We start from the raw sequence: 19,888 nt of genomic DNA, 5'->3' as shown, positions 1-19,888 counted from the left end.
CGATTACAGGGAGCGGAGACGTGCATGAATCCGTTCGAGCTGCCGGCGATGGTGAGCGAGATGTTCCTGCATGAAACTCAGCGCGTGCTCGATCGTCATCCGTCCCGCGACCGGATGACGATAGATCGCCGTTCCGGCCAGCTCCTCCGGAAACGTCTCCAGCAGACTGCGCCAGCGACTCCGAAGGTTTTCCCACCGTTCCGTCGCTTCCGACCACTCGAGCTCGTTTGACGGGGTCGCCGCCACTTCGGGCGCTTTGAATCGCATCGGGCTTCGGAGAGCAGCGGCCAGGATCGTCGATCGGACTCTCGCGCCAAAACCGGCGGCGCGCAGTTTCTCGACCTCGGTCATCTTGTACGTGACGTACTCGAGCGCCCCGGCTTCGGCTATCGTCACGTGATCGACCACCTGCCCCAACGACCATGTATGGGCGTCCGGCTTCTCACGAAAGAGATCTTCGTGTGAATCGAGCCAGCTCGCGGTCTCCTCGCGGGCACGCTCGAGCTTGTCGAAGCGCTTGATCAGTCGGTCCAATCGATCTCCCTTCGAGCGACGAGTCGCCCCTCACCCAGCCAGTCGACGCGTTCAAAAGGAAGCCGCTCCACTTCGATCACCGCGAAGGGAGACGTCAAGGCCTGGGTCGTGATCGCGTCCTCCGCTGGCTCGATCACTGTTGCGTCGATCTCGAGAACATCACCTTCCACGATGCGCGCTCCATGCGGCTCGATCGCGTAACCCCCCGTTCGCTGGAGAGGAAGCAGCAACAGAACCGCAATCCTCGACTCGAAATCGATCTCGGGAACATCCGCCAACCCGATGTGGCTCGCCCACATTTGTCTGAAAGTGGTCCGGTCTGTCGCGACCTCGATCCACGGGACGCGTCTCCCGGTCTCCTCCACGTTGCCCGTGGCGAGCGCTCCATAGACGCCCGTCGCGAGAACTTTCATCGCTGGCTCCTCCCTGACGTTCGAGTCGTCTCGCGCTTCGGCACTCCCGGCATCACTCCCTCCATCCGCTCCATCGGTTGCAACGCATCCGAGCAGTAGTAGAACGCATCCGAGCGGTAGTAGACTGATCGAAAACGAAGCAATTCTCTTCATGCGACCTCCGGTGATGGAACATTTTGCCTGCCTGTGAATGGGATTGATCGAAACGACGACGGTGCGACTTCGTCCAATGATCAGGGAGATTGTATGACCTCTTCTAACCTCGCCAGAGTGGTGACGGCAGCATTTTTCCTGTTCGTCATCGGGCCGTCGGTCAAGGCCGAAATTCGAGGAGTGGTGATGACGACCGAGGGAATTCCGCTTCCGTCGGCCACCGTCCACGCGTATGCTCCGGAATCGAACATCGATCGGGCCGAGCGACTAATCGCGGGCACGGTGCGCGAGCCCCTCTCATCCGTCGAGACAGACAGGAAAGGTCGCTTCACGCTCGAGCTCGACTCGAAGGTCCCGACCGTATCGATGGTCGTTCGAAAAGAGGGTTACGTCCCCAGTTCGACGTTCGCGTTCAATGGAAGCGATGCGGGCGCCATTCCTCTCGCGGTCGACAATCCGGTGACCGTCCGTTTCCGCGGATCCGATCTCGAAGGCACCCGGGGCGTGATCGAGGCTAATGGTGCCGAGATCACCCGGACCATCCCGGCCGAGCTCTCGATCGAAGTCCCCGAGGCCTGGATCGGGCAGGGTACCTCGCTGAGCCTCATCCGCTCCGGACAGATCTGGACGTCCACGCTTCGGAAGGACTCGGTCGTGAATGTTCCGTCGCTCGTCGAAGTCTCCGGCAGGATCGTCAGGAGCGACGGCGAGACACCGGTTGCCGACGCCGTCATCGCGCACGGTCCCATATCACTCGCGAAAACCGCCGACGACGGATCGTGGACCGCCCTCGTTCCCGCGGACTGGAAGACGCTGCAGGTCACGAGCGGCAACCTGACCGGCTCGATCCGGCGCGGTCAGACCGCCGCCTCCCCCTCTCTGATCTCCGGGGGGAGGATGAGCCTGACCCTCACTTCCGGGCCTGGCGGTGCGCCCGTGGCCGGCGCGATCGTCAGCCTGGGGCTCACGTCATCCGACCCGACCAGGATCTCCGACTCCAAAGGGAAGGTCACCTTCGAAGCACTTCCGCCGGGCTCCTACCAGTTCAGAGTCCATCATCCGGCATACGAATCCGTTTTCGACTCGACCTCTCTCGAGAGCGGTGAGAACAGTGTCTCGACGATCGTTCTCGGTCGCGCTGCCGTTCTGGAGGGGTGGGTGGTCGACCAGGCGGGACGAGGAGTTGCCGCCGCCTCCGTGGTCGCCGCCAGGGAAGAGGCCGGACCGCGCCGGATGATGCGACTCATGGCCGGAGGCCCGGCTTCCGGATGGAGCGACCCGGAAGGCCGTTTCGTGATCAACACGGTCTCGACCGGGCCGAAGGTGATGATCACCGGCGGCAAACTCGGACTTCCCTCCGCGACTCCCGCGATACTGGCGCTCGATCCGGGAGAGACCCGCCGCGATCTTCGGATCACCATTCCGCTCGGCATCGAGGTGACAGGCCGCGTGATCGATCAGGAGGGTGTTCCGGTCGCCGGCGTCGTCATCGAAGCGGCTCCGGCCGATAATCGAATCGCAGGAGTCAGAACCATTCGCCGCTTCGCGGGCGGGGTTGCTACCCGCGAATCGAATCTGGTCACGGATGCCGACGGTGCGTTCTCGATGCAGCTGGCAGAAGGACTTTGGAAGCTGTCCTTCAAAGCCGATGGATTCGCTGGTCAGGAAACCCCGATCGAGATCGTGCCGCGGGTCGATCCGCTCGAGATCCGCCTCGTCCCGGGTCACACCCTGCGCGGCCGCGTAGTCACGCAGGAAGGCGCGGGTGTGGCCGACGTAAGGGTGCTGGTCCCCGGGGCCGATACCGGCAACGTCCGAACCGCGCCCGACGGATCCTTCGCCGTGCCGGATCTGCCGCACGGCCAGACGATGCTGGTCGCGCTCGATCCGGAGCGTTCGATCAGGGAGATGCGGACGGTGACTCTCCCGTCCGATGAACTGACGATCCGGCTACCTGCCACAGGAACGCTCGCGGGGAAGGTCGTCGACGAGGATGGGGCCCCGGTCAAATCCTTCCAGGCACAGGCGGGCCGCGATGAAACAGGGGGAGGGCAGATCCAGGTGAGACTGTCGGGTGCACAGAACGATTCCTTCATCACCGAGGACGGAAGATTCACTTTGGATGATGTCCCAATCGGCACCGCTAAGGTGACGGTCTCGGCACCCGGGTTCATCTCCCGCACCGTTCACGGAATCGAGATCGAGGAGAACGAAATCTCGGAACAGGTCGAGATCCGACTGGAAAAGGGTGCGACGATCAGCGGAAAAGTCACCGGGCCGGACGGGATGGCTCTTTCGGACGTTTCCGTGTCGGCAGACGTGCCTGGCTCGTTCAATCCCTTCTCGACTTTGATCGCATCGACGAATGCTTCCGGGGAATATGAGCTCACCAACGTACCGCGGGGTGAGAGGACGATCACGTTCACCCGAACCGGGCTTCAGCCCACGCGACGCACCGTGCAGATCGAGGACCAGAGCGAGACGGTCGACGCGCGACTCGAAGCCGGACTCGAGCTCACCGGAAGAGTCCGGACGAGTGACGGCAGACCGGTCGTCGGCGCCCAGGTTCACGCTGTGAGCAGCGAGCGGACAAACACCCGGTTCGACATCACGACCGATGGGGCCGGCAATTTCTCGATCGACGGGCTCGCCCCCGGTCGCTACACGGTGAGAGCAATGCATCGAGACCATGCGACCGCCACGGCCGAGCTCGACATGCGAAGCGACCAGTCGATCGACCTGACCATGGAGTCCGGCGGTACGCTTGTCGGCCGCGTCTCCGGACTCGATGAAAGCTTCTACAGCAAGACATCCATTTCGGCGCGAAACTCCTCGATCGGGAACACGACTCCGCTCCGGATGGATGGAACCTTCCGGCTCGAAGGCGCCCCAACCGGCTCAGTTACCGTGATGGCACAGGTCAACGATCGAATGGCCCAGCGATACTCCGAGCCCGTCACCGTCGAGGTCGTCAATGGCGGCGAGCAGTCTGTCGACCTCCGGTTCGTCGAAGGTCTCACGATATCGGGCACCGTCACCCGCCGGGGTAATCCGCTCACCTCGGGCGTCGTCGTCTTTCGGGGGCGCGCCGGACGGAACCAGGGCAACTCGCCGATCGAGACAGGCGGCAAATATCGGGTGAGCGGGCTTGTCGAAGGGACCTACGACGTCTCGGTCTTCGACATGAGCTCGGGAGCGTTCAACACGACGTACGAGGTCACGCGCGACGCGACCTTCGACATCGACATTCGCGGTGGCTCGATCGAAGGCCGCGTCGTCGACTCGGCCGGAGCACCCGTCGAAAATGCCGACGTTCAGATCGCTTCGGAGGGAAGCGCCCCGATGTCGCGCCAGCGGAAGGTCACCGGCGTCGACGGACGATTCCGATTCGACGACGTTACGGCCGGTCAGTGGAGCGTCATCGCCCGAAAAGACGGCTTCGGACAGGCCACGGCCACCGCGGACGTTCGCACCGAAGCCGCCCAGGAGCTCGTCCTCCGACTTGCTCCTGCAGGAGATCTCATCCTGCGCGTCATCGACGCCTCCAGCGGTCAGAGCGTTCCAGGTTCGGTCGTCCTCTATGACGGTAGCGGACGTGAGGTCCATCGCGCCAGGCCGCCTCTGCGCGAGGACGGCACACTGCTGATCGAGGCCGCGCCTGGCTCGTACACCCTATGGGTCACTGCACGTGGCCTGGAACGAGCGACTCGAACCGTCTCGATTCCCGGTCCGCCGGTCACGATCACGCTCGGAACCGGCGGCGATCTGCTCGTGACCTCGACGCGCTCCGAGCCGGTCAGCGTTCGAATGCGCGATGCGGCCGGCAGACAGGTAGCGCTCGCATATCCTCCGCAATTCACGATCCGTCCGGGAGAGAACCGCTTCGATCATCTCGCCCCCGGCGACTACACGCTCGAGATTCTCGATTCCGCCGGAACGGCAACGGAATCGGTCCCCTTCACGATTCGCAACGGCGAGACGACCCGCGTCGGCATCTGAGCAGGGGGCCAGCGCCCACTCCGCAGGCCATCACCTTCGATTTTCTACATCGGCGGGATGTACCCGAGCGTGAAAGCGAACAGCCAGCAGAGAATCAGCACGATCGGGATGTGAAAGATCAGCTGGAGAATCGAATACCCCGCGAGGTCCCGCGCCTTCACACCGAGGATTCCCATCAGCGGCAGCATCCAGAAGGGGTTCATCAGATTCGGCAGTGTCTCCGCTGCGTTGTAGACCTGAACCGTCCATCCGAGGTGCACCTCGAGATCGTTGGCAGCCGACATCAGATAGGGAGCCTCGAGAATCCACTTTCCGCCTCCCGACGGAATGAAGACGCCGAGAATCATCGAATAGACCGCAACGACGATCGGGAAGCTGCCCGGCGTCGCGATCCCGACGAAAAACTCGGAGAGCCTCGTCTCGAGCGACGTGTTCGCGATCATTCCGAACACGCCAGCGTAGAACGGGAACTGGATGATCACTCCGGCGGTGGCCGGAACCGAACGGGCGACCGCCCTCAGAAACGAGCGCGGGCGCCAGTGCAGCAGCATCCCGAGACTGATGAAGATCAGATTGAACGTGTTCAGATTCAACGCGGCGACCGCTCCCTCTTCGACGAACTTCTGGGCGAGATAGATGACGAGCAGCAGAACGACGAAGAGCATCAGAACGGGGCTCGTCTCGAGCCGGTCGGCCGGGGTCCTCGCTTCCTCCGGCTCGTCCAGCGCTTCCTCTTCCGGATGAACTCCGAGCGAAGCGGCGGTTCTCGCCTCCCCCTCCGCCGGATACGAGTACCAGGCGATCAGAAGCGAGGCGATGATCAGGACGGCCGCGAGAACGAGGTTCTGCCACAGAAAGATCGTCTGGCTGAGCGGAATCACCCCGGTGATCGACAGTAAAGCCGGGGGAATCGCTTCGGGAGTCGCCTGCATCAGGGCCGACGAGCTCGAAAGGCCGAGCGCCCAGACGCTCCCGAGCCCGAGGTATGCGGCGGCACCGATCGCGCGATAGTCGACCGACGGCATCCGGCGCACGATCGACCGCACCAGCAATCCCGTGAAGATCAGCGAAAAGCCCCACGAGATCATCGAGGTCGTCATCGCGAAGAAAGCCGTGAAGCCGACGGCGCCACGAGGAGTCCCAGGCACCTCGGCAATCCTGGCGATCAGGCGGGCGCACGGCTTCGAGCTGGCGACGACGAAGCCTCCGACGATGATCAGCACCATCTGCATCGTGAAGGGAATCAGCTGCCAGAATCCGTCCCCAAACGCTCTCGTGAGCGTTCCCGGCGACTCCCTCGCGAAGAGCCCGCCGACGAACACGATGACGACGACCGCGAGCGCGAAGACGAAGGCATCGGGAAAGTACTTCTCACTCAGATCGGCAATCCTCCGACCGAGACGCGAGAGCGGGTTCGATCCGCTGGTGACGGGGGCGTTTTTCAACGGGGTCATTGTAAGGGTCCGGCGCGGGCGCGGACCCGGAATACGATGCCGGAGCCAATGTTGATGGTTGGGACCATCGCCCGCCGGAGGATATGCTGGCCGGCATCAAGAGGAGCCCCTGAATGACGACGACGACGACAAAACCCGCCACCGATCCCTTCACCGCTGCCCGCGAAGCGGGACGCGAACCCTGGAAGGTCGCCGATCTCAAGCTTGCGAAGCTCGGACGAGACGAGATCCGACTCGCCGAGCACGAGATGCCCGGCCTGATGACACTCCGCGAACGCCACGGCGACTCCAGACCTCTCGCCGGAGCCAGGATCATGGGCAGCCTCCACATGACGGTTCAGACGGCCGTCCTGATCGAGACGCTCGCCCACCTCGGTGCCGATGTCCGCTGGGTCTCGTGCAACATCTTCTCGACGCAGGACCACGCGGCCGCGGCTGTCGTTGTCGGCCGGCCCGAGAGCGGCGGCACACCCGAGAATCCCAAAGGCATCCCGGTTTACGCATGGAAGGGGGAGACGCTCGAAGAGTACTGGTGGTGCACGAGCGAGGCTCTGATGTGGCCCGACGGCTCCGGTCCGCAGCTGATCGTCGATGACGGCGGAGACGCAACCCTCCTTCTTCACAAGGGAGTCGAGTACGAAGCCGACGGCAATGTTCCCGAATTCGACGCGGAGAACGACCCGGAGGAGTGGGGCGTGATCCTCGAGCTCATCCGGAACGAGATGACGAAGGATCCGAAGAAGTGGACCCGGCTTTCTTCGACGATCAAGGGCGTCAGCGAAGAGACGACCACGGGAGTCCACCGGCTCTACCAGATGATGGAAGCGGGGCAGCTGATGTTTCCCGCGATCAACGTCAACGACTCGGTCACCAAGAGCAAGTTCGACAACATCTATGGTTGCCGGCATTCGGTCATCGACGGGATCAACCGCGCCTCGGACGTCATGATCGGCGGCAAGGTCGCAGTCGTCGCCGGGTTCGGCGAGGTCGGCAAAGGATGCGCTCAGGCACTTCGTGGCCAGGGCGCGCGCGTCATCGTCACCGAGATCGATCCGATTTGCGCGCTCCAGGCCGCGATGGAAGGCTACGAAGTCGACACTCTCGACAACGTCGTCGAAACCGCCGACATCTTCATCACTGCGACCGGGAACAAGGACGTGATCACGGCTTCACACATGCAGCGGATGAAGAACAAGGCGATCGTCGGCAACATCGGGCATTTCGACAACGAGATCGACATGGCCGGGCTGAAGAAGGTGAAGGGCGTGAAGCGTGTCAACATCAAGCCGCAGTTCGACGAGTGGGTGTTCGAGGACGGCGACAGCATTCTGATCCTGGCTGAGGGACGCCTGCTGAATCTCGGCTGCGCGACGGGGCATCCGAGCTTCGTGATGTCCGCATCGTTCACCAACCAGGTCCTCGCGCAGCTCGAGCTCTGGCAGAACGCCGGTGAGTACGAGAAGAAGGTCTACATCCTGCCGAAACATCTCGACGAGGAAGTCGCACGCCTCCACCTCGGACACCTCGGTGTCAATCTCACCGAGCTGACGAAGAGCCAGGCCGACTATCTCGGGATTCCCGTCGAGGGTCCCTACAAGCCCGAGCATTACCGCTACTGACCTTCGGAATCGCAACTCCAGTCCGGGCCGCGCTCTCGAGCGCGGCCTTTTTCGTTTACTCGGTGGACCAGATAGTCGGCGGCGGCAGCCTCAGCTTCCGAATCAGCTCCTGAAAGCGCGGATCGTCATACATCGGCGCAAACAGCGTGTCGCGTCCAATGAACATGAGGTGCCAGGTTTCACGGTTCGCGTATGCTCGCTCGAGCCAATTCATCGCATCCTCGTACATTCCGAGGGCGGCGAAGCTCATGGCAACGCCGTACGCCGGAGAGTCCCCGGCCAGTGCCCGCTGCTCGAGCTCGCGCGCGAGCCGCAGCGCCTCGGCTCGTTCGCCTCGAAGTTGATGTGCCCAGACCGCCGCTGGGAGATCACCAGTCGCGGCGGCGAACTCTTCCATTTGATCTGCGGCTTCCTCCTCGCGGCCCTGATTGAACAGAACGATGCCGCGCATCAGATAAAGATTGGGGAAGTCGGGATCGATCTGCTCCGATACGCGAATCGCGTCCCATGCCTTCTCGAAATCACCCAGTGCGATGTAGGCTCCGACAACGGTCTGAGCCGCCGCGATCGAGAGCGGATCTGCCTTCCGAGCGGCCAACGCCTGGTCGAGGGCTTCGCGTGGCCTCCCCATCGCCACCAGAAACTCCGAGTACCAGTAGCGCGCGGCAGGATAGTCGGGATCGAGCTCGATCGCCCGGCGATAGTGCCTTTCCGCCTCGGCCGGATTGTAGTCATGCTCGAAAAGCGCCGCTGCGAGCGCCGCGTAGGGTGGTGCGAGGTCCGGATCGAGCTCGAGAGCGCGCCGGGCCGCTTCCTTCGACTTCGGAAAGGCTTCGTTGGGGCTCATCAGCCTGTAGGTCGGCAGAATCGTGTAGGCATTCGAGAGCGCCGCCCAGGCCTCCGCAAATGTCGGATCGCGATCGAGCGCCTCCCGATACAGATCGATCGATCGCATGATGTCGTCGGGAGTGCGTTGATTCCAGAGATACAGTCCTCTGAGATAAAGGTCGTATGCCTCCGGATCGCCGGCGTAGGCCTTCTCGACGCGGCTTCGCTCCGACTCGTCCATCGCGGGGCGGATTCGTCCCGAGATCGCCTGCGTGATCCGACGGTGCACCTCCATCACGTCTGATTCATTGCCGGCAAACCGGTCACCCCATAGCTGCGCGCTCGATTCGACGTCGACCAGATCGACCTGAACGTCAACCCGCTCGCCGTTTTTCAGAATGCGACCGGTCACCACCGCCCGCGCCCCGAGATCCGAGGCGATCTCCTCGATCGATTGGGGCGATCCCTTGTACGCGAAGACCAGACTTCTCGGCACGACCCTCAGTCCGTCGATCTCCGATAGGCTGTTGATCAGACTCTCGGTCAGACCGTCCGCCAGATACTCCGAGTCCGGATCCCCCTCCGCATACTCGAACGGAAGCACCGCCACGGAATCGATCGGCGTCGACCGGAGCGAGAAAAGTCCTGCGATCAGAATCGCCGAAACGACGGCAACGATGACTATCGCGAAAGCGGTTCTGTGCTTCCGGATGCCTGACATCACGTACTCTGCGCTCGAGACGGTCGTCGCGGGATCGGTCGGTGAGCCCGACACCCTGTCGTCCGACGCGATCGTGGACGCCGCTGCGGGATCTCCGGCGGCCGGGACGCCCGACTCGACGTCCCGCTTCACACGACGAAGATCCGCCAGCATCTCCTTCGCGGATTGGTACCGCTCGTCCCGCTCCTTGTGCAGCGCCTTTTGAGTGATCCAGTGAACTTCACGTGGTGCGTCGCCGGCGAAACGTGAAATCGGCAGTGGCTCGGAACCGATGATGGCGGCGAGAACGTCCGTATTGGTCTTCCCCGCGAACGGTGTCCGCCCGGTGAGCATCTCGTAGAGGACCGCACCGAGGCTGAAGAGGTCGGTTCTGGCGTCGACCTCGAGTCCTCGCGCCTGTTCGGGCGACATGTACGTGACCGTGCCCATGATCGTCCCCGGGGCAGTCGCCCGCACGACCGTCGGCGCGCCCGGATCCACGCTCTCCGCTCGCTTGGCGAGACCGAAGTCGAGCACCTTGACCAGCCCATCGCGCCGGATCATGACGTTTTCCGGCTTGATGTCCCGGTGGATCACGCCGGCCGTATGCGCTTCGGCGAGAGCGGCGGCGATCCCGCTCGCGACCTCGATCACCTCACCGACGGTCATCGGACCTCGACGAATCCGCTCCCGCAGCGTTTCTCCGTCGATGTACTCGACCGCGAGAAAGTGCTCTCCCTCGTATTCGCCGATCTCGAAGATGGTCAGGACGTTCGGGTGATTGAGCGCGGAGACCGCACGCGCCTCCCGCTCGAACCTCTCGAGGCGGGAACGATCCTGCGTGAACTGTTCCGGAAGGACCTTGATCGCCACCTTTCGTCCGAGCGAAAGATCTTCAGCGAGATAGACCTCGCCCATTCCTCCGGCGCCCAGCTTGTCGAGGATCCGATAATGGGAGATCTTTCTCATGCCCGCCTCACACCCGGCAGATGGTACCTGTTTCGGTTGCCGGTTTTCGGTGGCCGGTGGCCGGAATTCTACGTCGCCCCGCTTCTTTCTCGTCACCATGTTCCCAAAATCGGTAGATGTATCGGAGGCGTACTCGACGCACCGCAGGCCCCTGCTACGCCTCTGTATTGGGAGGTTCGGGATTCTCGCGCATATCGCGGCGGGGATCAACTCAACGACTGAGAGGATGAAATGAAGCAACAACGGTTGACAATCATCGCAGTAATCTTTTCGCTGGCTGTTACGGCCGGCGCACAGGACGCTCCGTGCGAGCAGCGAATTCTCGTACCTGTCATCGCCGATGGGGTACCAGGAGCTTTCGGCTCGATCTGGCAAACCTACCTGACGATTTCGAATCGCGGAGAGGAGCCGGTCTTCGTCGGCGGGATCTTCAGGGATTGCGGGCTTCCGCCGTGTCCAACTGCTACCGTCGAGCCCGGCAGCACCGCGATTCCCAGCTTCCATGATGAGTATCTGACGGTCCTCGGTTGCGACGCCATCGAAAACATCGACATCAACCTCCGCGTGAGAGACCTCTCCCGTGAGAAGGAAACATGGGGAACATCAATCCCGGTGGTGTATGAGGACGATGTTTTCCACGAACCCTTCGGAATCACCGACATCAGGAACGGTGACGGCTTTCGATCGATGCTGAGGATCTACACCTTCGAACGAGGGGTGACGACATCGGCGCGTGTGAAGGTCTACGCAATCCTGCCCAACCGCGAATTGAACGATGACGACACCGATGTTCTTCTGACTGACTTCCCGGTAACGTTGACGCCTGTTCCGCTCGACCCGTTCCACACCCCAGGTTATGCCCAGATATCACTCCCGGCTCTGCAGGAGCTGGAGGGATGGGACCAGCTGAGAGTCGAAATCAGTGGGGAGGAGAGCGTCGGTCTCTGGGCCTTCGTGAGCACCACCTCCAACGACAATCAATTCGTCACAGTTCTGACCCCACGATGAGCTCACACGCCACACCTGTTCCCTGATTCGAAGGGACGCTTCGAGGCCCGGTAGTTCGCCGGCCTCGTCGCGCCTTTCGCCTCTAAGCTCTCACTAGCTGCCGCGCGGAAAGTCGGGCCTCGCTTTCAGCTCTTCGATCTGTTTCGTGTGCCGTTCGGTGTGACCCGAAAGAAAGTAGAACCAGCCGACCGCATCGACGGGGCCACCGGCGGGATGTTCGGCCGCGTAGAGCCGCAGGTTCCCGCCGTCGTGGGCCAGCCTCTCGGTCTTCATCCGCTCGGTTCTGAAAACGTCGATCGTGTCGCTGAAGTTGCCGTATCGATTGGTCGGCTGAAGTGGCTCGGGCGCATTGAACGTTTGCGAACGGTCCGTCACCATCTGCCGAATCATCGTCTCTTTCTGCGCATCGACGAGCATGTCGGCCGATGCGGGTGCCGCCAGCGCTCCTTCGATGGCACCTCGTATCATCGACTCCGACGCCGCAATGTGCTCGGCAACCTGCGCAATCGACCAACGCTCGGAAGACGGCTTCCAATGAATCTGCTCTTCCGTCAGCCCCTGGACCGACCTGAGAAACATGTCGCGGGTCTGATCGAGGTAAGCGTCGAGCTCGGCCCGCTCGCGCGGACTGAACGTTGAACTGGTTGAAGCGTCCATCGTGGAGCTCGAACTGCGGCAGCCGATCAGCGCGACGCACGACAGGAGCAGAATCAGAAACAGGGACCGGATTTTCATGGCGTCCTCCAGACCATCGAGTTTAATCGAGAAACCCTGCCGGCAGCGCATCAGCTATGGCACCTCCGGCGAAATCACCGGGCTGTTGCCCAAACTTCGTACCCACGGAGCGTGGATACGGGATGAGGGGGTTGCCAGGGTCAACCGGACGCCGACGGTTCAGATCTTCGCTTTGTGGTTTACTTCTGGACTCGGGATTTGCAGCCGGATGAGCTACGCTCCATGTGACGTAGAATCGATCTTCGGCCGTCGAGACTAACGATGAAGCAGGCTGATGAAAGCGACGAGATCGCACGACGGAAGAACCATGGTCGGGGCATGAAAATATCGAAGCTGGAGTGACCGGCACGTGGACTACGTTTTGACGGAACATGCCCGGGACGCGTTGGAGAAGCGCCAAATCCAGATCGCCTGGGTGGAACAGGCATTCAGCGCACCGGAGACGACCGAAACCGATCCGGTGGATTCAGACCTGGAGCATCGCCTGACACGCATTCCGGAGTTTGGAAACCGTGTATTGCGCGTTGTCGTGAACGGGAAGAGAACACCGCCACACATCGTGACGATATTCTTTGATCGAAGGAGGACACTCCCATGAAGTTGAAAGTGGACCAGCAGGCCGACGCGCTTTACCTGACGTTGAGTGAAGCACCATCGGCCCGTTCTGAGGAAGTCTCGCCCGGCATCGTCGTGGATTACGACGAACAGGACCGTGTCGTGGGGATCGAAATGCTGTATTTGTCCAAGCGGGCGCCGGAGACCGATATTCGACGACTGTTGTTCGAGTCCGTCCCGGATGTCGCCTGAAAAAGGAGAAGGTTTTCGCAATGCCCCCGCACCACCCGTCGACCCGCCTGATCGTCAACTCATCCGGGTCACGCGGTACGTTCGATCGGCCGCCCGCCGTTCCAGCTGAGCGAATTCGGCACGTTCTCGAAGAACGTGAAACAAGTCGCGGAGGCGTGGACGGAAACTGAGCGCCGTCCATCGACCAGGTCTCACGCGAAAGTTCACTTCCCGCCCACGACCTCGACCCGTCCGCCGACCACGGTGTAAAGAACCCGAGTCGCCGGAACTTCGCCCGGATCGACCTCGAGAGGGTTGCGGTCGACGATGATGAAATCCGCCAGTTTCCCCGGCTCGAGCGTACCGAGCTCGTCTTCCTGGAACGCCGCGAAGGCCGCGCCCTCGGTAAACCCTTCGAGCGCCTCCCGCCTCGTCAGTCTCTCCTCCGGATACCAGCCACCCGGCGGGTGCCCCTCCAGATCCTGCCTCGTGATCGCGGCGTACAGCCCCAGAAACGGACTCACCTCCTCGACCGGGAAGTCGGAGCCGAGCGCGAGGGGAATGCCACGATCGAGAACCTTCCGCCACGCATACGCCCCTTCGATTCTCTCCGGACCGACTCGCGCCTCCGCCCACGGCATGTCGGAAGTTGCGTGCGTCGGCTGCATCGACGCGATCAGACCGAGATCCGCAATCCGCCCGATGTCCTCGAGCGCCATCACCTGGAGATGCTCGATCCTGAAGCGGTCACGCGGCTCGACTCCGGCGCGATCGAACGCTTCGATCACCGTTCGCACGCCCGCGTCGCCGATCGCATGCGCGCCGACCTGAAATCCCGCAGCCTTCGCTCGTCTCGCCACCTCTTCCATGTGGTCGCGCGAGGTGGTCAGCAACCCGGTGTGATCCGCGTCCGAGTACGGCTCCAGAAGAGCGGCCCCCCGGCTTCCGAGCGCCCCATCGGCATAGAGCTTGACCGATCTGACGGTGACCCGCCCGTCGTCGATCAGTGGTCCCTTCGAGAACCACGTCTCGAGGAGCGGCTCGCTGTCGGTGAGCATGACGTAGACGCGGATGGCGAGGTTCGACTCCCGGTCGAGCTCCCGCAGCAGCTCGATCGTCTCGCCGTCGGTTCCCGCATCGTGCATTCCGGTGATCCCATGCCGGGCAATCTCGAGTGCTGCCTCCTGCAGACGTCTCTTCCTCACTTCTCTCGAGGCCTCCGGAATCGCTCCCCGGACCAGACCCATCGCGTTGTCCACGAACACGCCGGTCTGCCTCCCCTCGGCGTCCCGAAGAATCATTCCTCCGTCGGGAGATTGCGTGAGCTCGGTCACACCGGCGAGCCGTCGCGCCTCCGCATTTGCAACCAGCGCATGGCCGTCGACGCGGGTGATCACGACCGGATGATCGGGAATTGCCTCGTCGAGCTCGCGTGCATTCGGAAACTCCTGGACCGGCCAGTCGTTCTGATCCCAGCCCCGACCGGTGATCCATTCACCATCCGGCCTGCGGTCGGCTTCCGCCCGAAGCCGGTCGATCACTTCCTCCCACGACTCCGTTCCTACGAGATCGACCGAATCGAGAGCCGCTCCGAGACCCGCGATGTGCGCATGCGCGTCGATCAGGCCGGGAAGCACGACGTTTCCGCCCGCGTCGAGCGTCGATTCCCCGCTGACCTCCGAGCTCCCCACGAAGGCCACGCGCCCATCACGGACCCCGAGAAAGCCGTTCCGGATCACGGGCAGGGCGGCGCCCTGAACGATCGTTGCGTTCTTCACGAGGAGGTCGTAGCTCTCCGTCTGGTTGATTTCGTCCACCTGTCTCACGTCGGAGCCCGGAGTGACGCAGGCAGCGGCCAGCGCCACAAGTGCTGCGATGAGAGTAGTTTTCCGGAGCATCCAGCCCTCCTCGAGAATATTTTCGACTTGCCGAGTGTCGATCGAGCTGCCATCATATTCAATCCGGAGACCGAGTCACCATGCGCCCACTGTTCCTGACCACGCTCGCCATCGCGACCCTCGCAGCAGGGTCCGCCGAGGGGCAGCGTATCTTCACGGCTTCAGAGGCAAAAGGTGCGGGCCTTCGATCCAACGGGCGTGTCGTCCTCACCAACGATAAGGAGAGCGTCAGGGCGTACGAGGTCGACGGTCACATCGAGCGCCAGCTCACCAGAATCGCCGCCTCCCGCTCGATCCGGTTCCGCAGCTACGGCACCGTCGTCTACAACGGGAACGCCGAAGTTCAGACCAAGGCGCCCGCGGACATCGCGAAAGCCATCCGCGACGCATCGAGAGAACATGGCGTCGACCCTCGCCTCGTGACCGCCGTCGCCTTCCGTGAATCTTCCTTCAAACCGGACACCGTCTCCACGGCGGGCGCGTGCGGAATCATGCAGTTGATGCCGGCCACAGCGAAGTTTCTCGGAGTCGAGGACATCTTCGACGTCGAGCAGAATATTGACGGGGGCGTCCGGTATCTCCGGATGCTTCTCGAGTCATTCGGCGGCGACCTCGAGCTGACCCTCGCGGCCTACAACGCCGGCCCAGGGGCGGTCGAGCGATATCGAGGCATCCCGCCATACAGCGAGACCGTCAATTACGTGCGCAACGTCAAGGGCGACTACGAACGGGCGCTCAAGATCAGCAGCTGATCTTCAGGCCAGCTTCTTCCTGACCTCGTCGGGATCCTCGATCGGCGCCTCACACGTGTAGTTCCTGCAGAGCCAGACCGCTGCTTCATCGGACGGCTTGCCTTCCAGCAGCGGTAGTGCACCCGCCCTCGAGTCGGCGATGATCCTGTGCGGTACATAGCTCTCGCCGACGGCGCGCCAGAAGGCTTCTTTACTCTCCCCGGCTTCGCCAGTGATGGCGATCTCGACTGGACGGCTCAGATGCCATTCCGCCGCGCTCAGCAGAAATCCGTAGCCGTTCGGATAATGCAGAGCGACCGGCATCAGCGCAAGCATCGCCCGGTCCGCGGCTTCCTCGAATCGCGGCGCGTCGAAATATGCGGCGAGCTTCTGCAGGAGACGAACTGCGAGCGAATTGCCCGACGGGGTCGCGGAATCGAACGTGTCACGAGGTCTCGCTATGAGCGATTCATGATCGGCAGCCGTGTCCCAGAACGGACCATCCTCACTACTGAACCGCTCGAGGATCACTTCGCCGATCTTCCTCGCCGCGTCGAGATAGCGCCGATCCTGGGTTGCCTCGAATGCGGCGACCAACCCCCAACCAACTCCTGCATGATCCTCCAGAATCCCCTCGAACCGGACTCGGCCGTCCTTCCAGATCCTCATCACGCGGCCGTCGTCCGACACCAGGTGTTCCAGAAGAAAGCCGGCGGATCTCTTCGCGACCTCGAGGTACTCAGGACGCCGGAACGCAACGGCCGCTTCGGACCAGGCGGCGAGCATCCATCCGTTCCACGCGGCGATCACCTTGTCGTCGCGGCCGGGACGGACTCGCTTTTCCCGTTCCGCCAGGAGTTGCGCGCGCGCTTCCTCGAGCCATTCGCCGTCCGGTGCCTGGCCGTCGCGCGGCAACCGGAGAACCGATTTCCCATGCTCGAAGTTGCCCTCGCCGGTGACGTCGTAAAGATCCGCGAAGCGCTGCCCGCGATCGTCGCCGAGCAGTTCGATGATCTCGTCCCGCGTCCATACGTAGAACTTCCCCTCCTCCCCCTCGGAGTCGGCATCGAGAGCCGAATAAAAGCCCCCCTCCGGCGAGGTCATCTCTCGTTTCACGAACTCCAGAGTCTCGTGGACGACCCGCTCGTAGCGGCGTTCTCCCGAGTACTGCCACGCCTCGGTGTAGACGCTGGAGAGAAGCGCATTGTCGTAGAGCATCTTCTCGAAGTGGGGCACACGCCACTCCCTGTCGACCGAGTATCTGGCGAATCCGCCGCCGAGATGATCGTAGATTCCACCTTCGGCCATCCGGTCGAGGGTCGTCGTCACCATCGCGGCCAGCTCCGGAGCGGTGGTTCGGCGCGCGACCTTCAACAGCCAGGAGAGATGCATCGCCTGCGGGAATTTCGGCGCCGACCCGAAGCCGCCCCACGTCGAATCGAACTGTGAAACGCTCGCCCATGCCGCGGCCGTTAGCCTTTCCGCCTCGACCGCCAGAGCTCCCTCCTTCGCCTTCGATGACGCCCGGATCGCGTCGCGAACCTCCGAAGCAACTTCGTCGACCGCATCACGACGCTCGGACCAGATCCGGCTCACGTGCTCGAGAATCCGATCGAATCCCGGCATTCCGCGCTGGTCGGTCGGCGGGAAATAGGTCCCGGCGAAAAACGGCCGGCCATCGGGAGTCAGAAAGACCGACATCGGCCATCCCCCGTGGCCCGTCATCATCTGAACCGCCTGCATGTAGATCGCGTCGATCTCGGGCCGCTCCTCACGGTCGACCTTGATCGATACGAAGTTCTCGTTGAGAAGAGCGGCGATCCGTTCGTCCTCGAACGACTCGTGCGCCATCACATGGCACCAGTGACACGCCGAGTACCCGATCGACAGAAAGACCGGCCGGTTCGCTGCACGCGCCGCCTCGAAGGCCTCTTCGCCCCACGGATACCAGTCGACGGGATTTCCGGCGTGCTGAAGGAGGTAGGGGGACGTCTCGCCAGCGAGCCGGTTGCCCGCTTCCTTACTCATGACTGCACCTCGCGATGCCGGAAGCAGCTCACGATGTGATCGTTCACGAGACCGGTCGCCTGCATGTGCGCATACATCACCGTGCTGCCGACGAATTTGAACCCGCGCTGTTTGAGATCGGCGCTCAGTGCATCGGACTCGGGCGATGTGGCCGGAACGTCCGCGTCGCGTTTCCACCGGTTCACCCTCGGTTTTCCATCGACGAAGCTCCAGATGTAGTCGGAGAACGTACCGAATTCCTCGGCGATCTCGAGAAACCGCGCCGCGTTCGACACGGCTGCCCGAACCTTCGCACGATTCCGGATGATGGCCGGGTCGAGAAGAATCTTTTCGATGCGGTTGTCGGTGAAGCGCGCGACCTTCTCGGGGTCGAAACCGGCGAAGTTCTTTCGATAGCCTTCCCGCTTCCGGAGAACCGTCGCCCAGCTCAGGCCTGCCTGCGCACTCTCGAGCGTGAGGAACTCGAACTGTCCGGGATCGTCGCGCAGCGGCACCCCCCACTCTTCGTCGTGGTAGCGGAGATACGCGTCATCTCCCTTCAGAGGCCAGGCGCAACGCTTCATTTTCGACATTTGATGATCATAACGGACTCTAACGATCGTAGAATTTGTTACCATAACCAATGCATATTGGCCAGTTTCTTGACGCTTTCGGATCGCCCTCTCTAAACTCGGATCGGTTCGATCCGCCGTGCGTCACACGCACAGCCCGAGTCAGCTCTCACGACTCGATCCGTTGACGCAAACTTTCGATACAGAACCTTACAGGAGAATTTCAATGGCATCTTCACAAAGCGAAAAACTCAAAGCCGTCGAGGGCGCACTCTCTCAGATCGAGCGGCAGTTCGGCAAGGGAGCGATCATGCGTCTGGGACAGCAGGAGACGCTTTCGATCAGCTCGATCTCGACCGGATCGATCGGGGTGGACGCCGCCCTCGGGATCGGCGGTGTTCCGCGCGGTCGAATCGTCGAGATTTACGGGCCGGAGTCATCCGGAAAGACGACGCTGTCGCTGCAGGTCGTCGCCGAGGCGCAGAAAGGTGGCGGACTCGCCGCCTTCATCGATGCGGAGCACGCGCTCGACGCCGAATACGCCGCCAAACTCGGAGTCGACGTCGACAATCTTCTCGTCTCGCAACCCGACAGCGGAGAGCAGGCGCTCGAGATTGCGGAAATGCTCGTGCGATCCGGAGCGATCGACGTCATCGTCATCGATTCGGTCGCCGCGCTGGTTCCGCGGGCCGAGCTCGAAGGCGAGATGGGCGACAGTCACGTCGGCCTTCAGGCGAGACTGATGTCGCAGGCGCTTCGCAAACTGACGGCGATCGTAGCGAAATCGCGCACCGTCCTCATCTTCATCAACCAGATCAGGGAGAAGATCGGCGTCATGTTCGGCAGTCCCGAGACGACCACCGGCGGCCGCGCGCTGAAGTTCTACTCGTCGGTGCGGCTCGACATCCGCCGGATCTCTTCGATCAAGGAAGGCGACACGATCACCGGATCGCGAGTCAAGGTCAAGGTCGTCAAAAACAAGTGCGCCGCTCCCTTCCGGCAGGCGGAGTTCGACATCAACTACGGCGAAGGAAGCTCGAAGGAAGGGGAGCTGATCGACCTCGGGCTCGAACAGAAGCTCGTCCAGAAGTCCGGCTCCTGGTTCTCGTACGGCGATGTCCGCCTCGGTCAGGGTCGGGAGAACTCGAAGATCTTCATTCGCGAGAACCCCGATCTCTCATCCGAGCTCGAGAAGAAGATCCGCGAGAGCCTCGGGATCGGCGGGCCCGGCCTGAAGGTGATCGAGGGCGGCGACGAGGCCCCGGAGAAGGAAGCATCGAGCAAGTAATCCGATCGCAGCGCTCGTGGGTCGCTGCCGGCTCACGGGCCATGATCCAGCGCCGGAGGCGCGGCATAAAGTAGCCGGGGGTGAAGCGGCGTCAGCCGCGGAACCCCCGGTTCGGGCCGAAAGATGTTTTCGAGCCCCGGCAGGGGCGACAGAAATACGCAGAAACAGGGATCTGTCACCCCTCCGGGGTTCGA

15 protein-coding genes are annotated in these 19,888 nt (G+C 62.5%); 7 read left to right on the top strand and 8 right to left on the bottom strand.

The features are described from left to right. Window positions 1-3: 3 nt before the first annotated feature. The gene (locus KY459_03575; GenBank protein MBW3563785.1) at window positions 4-534 is read right to left on the bottom strand and encodes a DinB family protein; all 531 of its coding nucleotides are present in this window, start codon (window positions 532-534) and stop codon (window positions 4-6) included. Beyond that, window positions 522-1,100, bottom strand: a complete 579-nt coding sequence (locus tag KY459_03570) for a protease complex subunit PrcB family protein (GenBank protein ID MBW3563784.1) — start codon at window positions 1,098-1,100, stop codon at window positions 522-524. The genes KY459_03575 and KY459_03570 overlap by 13 nt, the downstream gene beginning before the upstream one ends. Window positions 1,101-1,193: 93 nt before the next feature. Between KY459_03570 and KY459_03565 the strand changes: the two genes are divergently transcribed. Then, the gene (locus tag KY459_03565) at window positions 1,194-5,099 is read left to right on the top strand and encodes a carboxypeptidase-like regulatory domain-containing protein (GenBank protein MBW3563783.1); all 3,906 of its coding nucleotides are present in this window, start codon (window positions 1,194-1,196) and stop codon (window positions 5,097-5,099) included. Between the two features lie 44 nt (window positions 5,100-5,143). On the opposite strand, the gene KY459_03560 is transcribed toward KY459_03565, so the two are convergent. Continuing rightward, complete coding sequence (locus KY459_03560) at window positions 5,144-6,553, bottom strand: TIGR00366 family protein (protein MBW3563782.1); 1,410 nt, start codon at window positions 6,551-6,553, stop codon at window positions 5,144-5,146. A 113-nt stretch (window positions 6,554-6,666) separates the two neighbouring features. On the opposite strand from KY459_03560, the gene ahcY reads away from it, so the two are divergent. Beyond that, entirely contained in the window at window positions 6,667-8,172 is a 1,506-nt protein-coding gene (ahcY, locus tag KY459_03555; protein MBW3563781.1) for an adenosylhomocysteinase, read from the top strand. Between the two features lie 55 nt (window positions 8,173-8,227). Here ahcY and KY459_03550 read toward each other — a convergent pair whose 3' ends face one another. Continuing rightward, entirely contained in the window at window positions 8,228-10,669 is a 2,442-nt protein-coding gene (locus KY459_03550) for a protein kinase (GenBank protein ID MBW3563780.1), read from the bottom strand. A 231-nt stretch (window positions 10,670-10,900) separates the two neighbouring features. On the opposite strand from KY459_03550, the gene KY459_03545 reads away from it, so the two are divergent. Continuing rightward, on the top strand, window positions 10,901-11,677 hold the full coding sequence (locus tag KY459_03545; GenBank protein ID MBW3563779.1) for a hypothetical protein: 777 nt from the start codon (window positions 10,901-10,903) through the stop codon (window positions 11,675-11,677). Between the two features lie 93 nt (window positions 11,678-11,770). On the opposite strand, the gene KY459_03540 is transcribed toward KY459_03545, so the two are convergent. After that, entirely contained in the window at window positions 11,771-12,412 is a 642-nt protein-coding gene (locus KY459_03540) for a DinB family protein (protein ID MBW3563778.1), read from the bottom strand. 349 nt (window positions 12,413-12,761) lie between these two features. Here KY459_03540 and KY459_03535 point away from each other — a divergent pair, with 349 nt between their 5' ends. Together KY459_03535 and KY459_03530 are read left to right on the top strand one after the other, a co-directional pair. Beyond that, on the top strand, window positions 12,762-13,010 hold the full coding sequence (locus tag KY459_03535) for a DUF4258 domain-containing protein (GenBank protein MBW3563777.1): 249 nt from the start codon (window positions 12,762-12,764) through the stop codon (window positions 13,008-13,010). Continuing rightward, window positions 13,007-13,219 (top strand): DUF2283 domain-containing protein, encoded by a 213-nt coding sequence (locus tag KY459_03530; protein MBW3563776.1) that lies wholly within the window; start codon window positions 13,007-13,009, stop codon window positions 13,217-13,219. The genes KY459_03535 and KY459_03530 overlap by 4 nt, the downstream gene beginning before the upstream one ends. A 203-nt stretch (window positions 13,220-13,422) precedes the next feature. Here the strand turns inward: KY459_03530 and KY459_03525 are convergent, their stop codons facing one another. Then, window positions 13,423-15,096, bottom strand: coding sequence for an amidohydrolase (locus KY459_03525; GenBank protein MBW3563775.1), 1,674 nt, complete (start codon window positions 15,094-15,096; stop codon window positions 13,423-13,425). 80 nt (window positions 15,097-15,176) lie between these two features. Here KY459_03525 and KY459_03520 point away from each other — a divergent pair, with 80 nt between their 5' ends. After that, entirely contained in the window at window positions 15,177-15,848 is a 672-nt protein-coding gene (locus KY459_03520; protein ID MBW3563774.1) for a transglycosylase SLT domain-containing protein, read from the top strand. Window positions 15,849-15,851: 3 nt separating this feature from the next. On the opposite strand, the gene KY459_03515 is transcribed toward KY459_03520, so the two are convergent. Both KY459_03515 and KY459_03510 read right to left on the bottom strand, forming a co-directional pair. Beyond that, window positions 15,852-17,855: a thioredoxin domain-containing protein gene (locus tag KY459_03515; GenBank protein ID MBW3563773.1), complete on the bottom strand. Its 2,004-nt coding sequence runs from the start codon at window positions 17,853-17,855 to the stop codon at window positions 15,852-15,854. Beyond that, on the bottom strand, window positions 17,852-18,427 hold the full coding sequence (locus KY459_03510) for a DNA-3-methyladenine glycosylase I (GenBank protein MBW3563772.1): 576 nt from the start codon (window positions 18,425-18,427) through the stop codon (window positions 17,852-17,854). Before KY459_03510 ends, KY459_03515 begins: the two co-directional genes overlap by 4 nt. 205 nt (window positions 18,428-18,632) lie before the next feature. On the opposite strand from KY459_03510, the gene recA reads away from it, so the two are divergent. Next, window positions 18,633-19,694 (top strand): recombinase RecA, encoded by a 1,062-nt coding sequence (gene recA, locus KY459_03505; GenBank protein ID MBW3563771.1) that lies wholly within the window; start codon window positions 18,633-18,635, stop codon window positions 19,692-19,694. The last annotated feature ends 194 nt before the right edge of the window (window positions 19,695-19,888 follow it).

This window comes from Acidobacteriota bacterium, from assembly GCA_019347945.1.
Classification (GTDB): domain Bacteria; phylum Acidobacteriota; class Thermoanaerobaculia; order Gp7-AA8; family JAHWKK01; genus JAHWKK01.
The sequence above is the reverse complement of the archived record's forward strand: the minus strand, read 5'-3'. Positions and strand labels throughout refer to the sequence as shown.

Bases quoted from the DNA above. Each gene is read 5' to 3' on its own strand.
- KY459_03570 (MBW3563784.1), bottom strand. From the start codon at position 1,100: ATGAAGAGAATTGCTTCGTTTTCGATCAGTCTACTACCGCTCGGATGC.
- KY459_03565 (MBW3563783.1), top strand. From the start codon at position 1,194: ATGACCTCTTCTAACCTCGCCAGAGTGGTGACGGCAGCATTTTTCCTG.
- KY459_03560 (MBW3563782.1), bottom strand. From the start codon at position 6,553: ATGACCCCGTTGAAAAACGCCCCCGTCACCAGCGGATCGAACCCGCTC.
- ahcY (MBW3563781.1), top strand. From the start codon at position 6,667: ATGACGACGACGACGACAAAACCCGCCACCGATCCCTTCACCGCTGCC.
- KY459_03550 (MBW3563780.1), bottom strand. From the start codon at position 10,669: ATGAGAAAGATCTCCCATTATCGGATCCTCGACAAGCTGGGCGCCGGA.
- KY459_03545 (MBW3563779.1), top strand. From the start codon at position 10,901: ATGAAGCAACAACGGTTGACAATCATCGCAGTAATCTTTTCGCTGGCT.
- KY459_03540 (MBW3563778.1), bottom strand. From the start codon at position 12,412: ATGAAAATCCGGTCCCTGTTTCTGATTCTGCTCCTGTCGTGCGTCGCG.
- KY459_03530 (MBW3563776.1), top strand. From the start codon at position 13,007: ATGAAGTTGAAAGTGGACCAGCAGGCCGACGCGCTTTACCTGACGTTG.
- KY459_03525 (MBW3563775.1), bottom strand. From the start codon at position 15,096: ATGCTCCGGAAAACTACTCTCATCGCAGCACTTGTGGCGCTGGCCGCT.
- KY459_03520 (MBW3563774.1), top strand. From the start codon at position 15,177: ATGCGCCCACTGTTCCTGACCACGCTCGCCATCGCGACCCTCGCAGCA.
- KY459_03515 (MBW3563773.1), bottom strand. From the start codon at position 17,855: ATGAGTAAGGAAGCGGGCAACCGGCTCGCTGGCGAGACGTCCCCCTAC.
- KY459_03510 (MBW3563772.1), bottom strand. From the start codon at position 18,427: ATGTCGAAAATGAAGCGTTGCGCCTGGCCTCTGAAGGGAGATGACGCG.
- recA (MBW3563771.1), top strand. From the start codon at position 18,633: ATGGCATCTTCACAAAGCGAAAAACTCAAAGCCGTCGAGGGCGCACTC.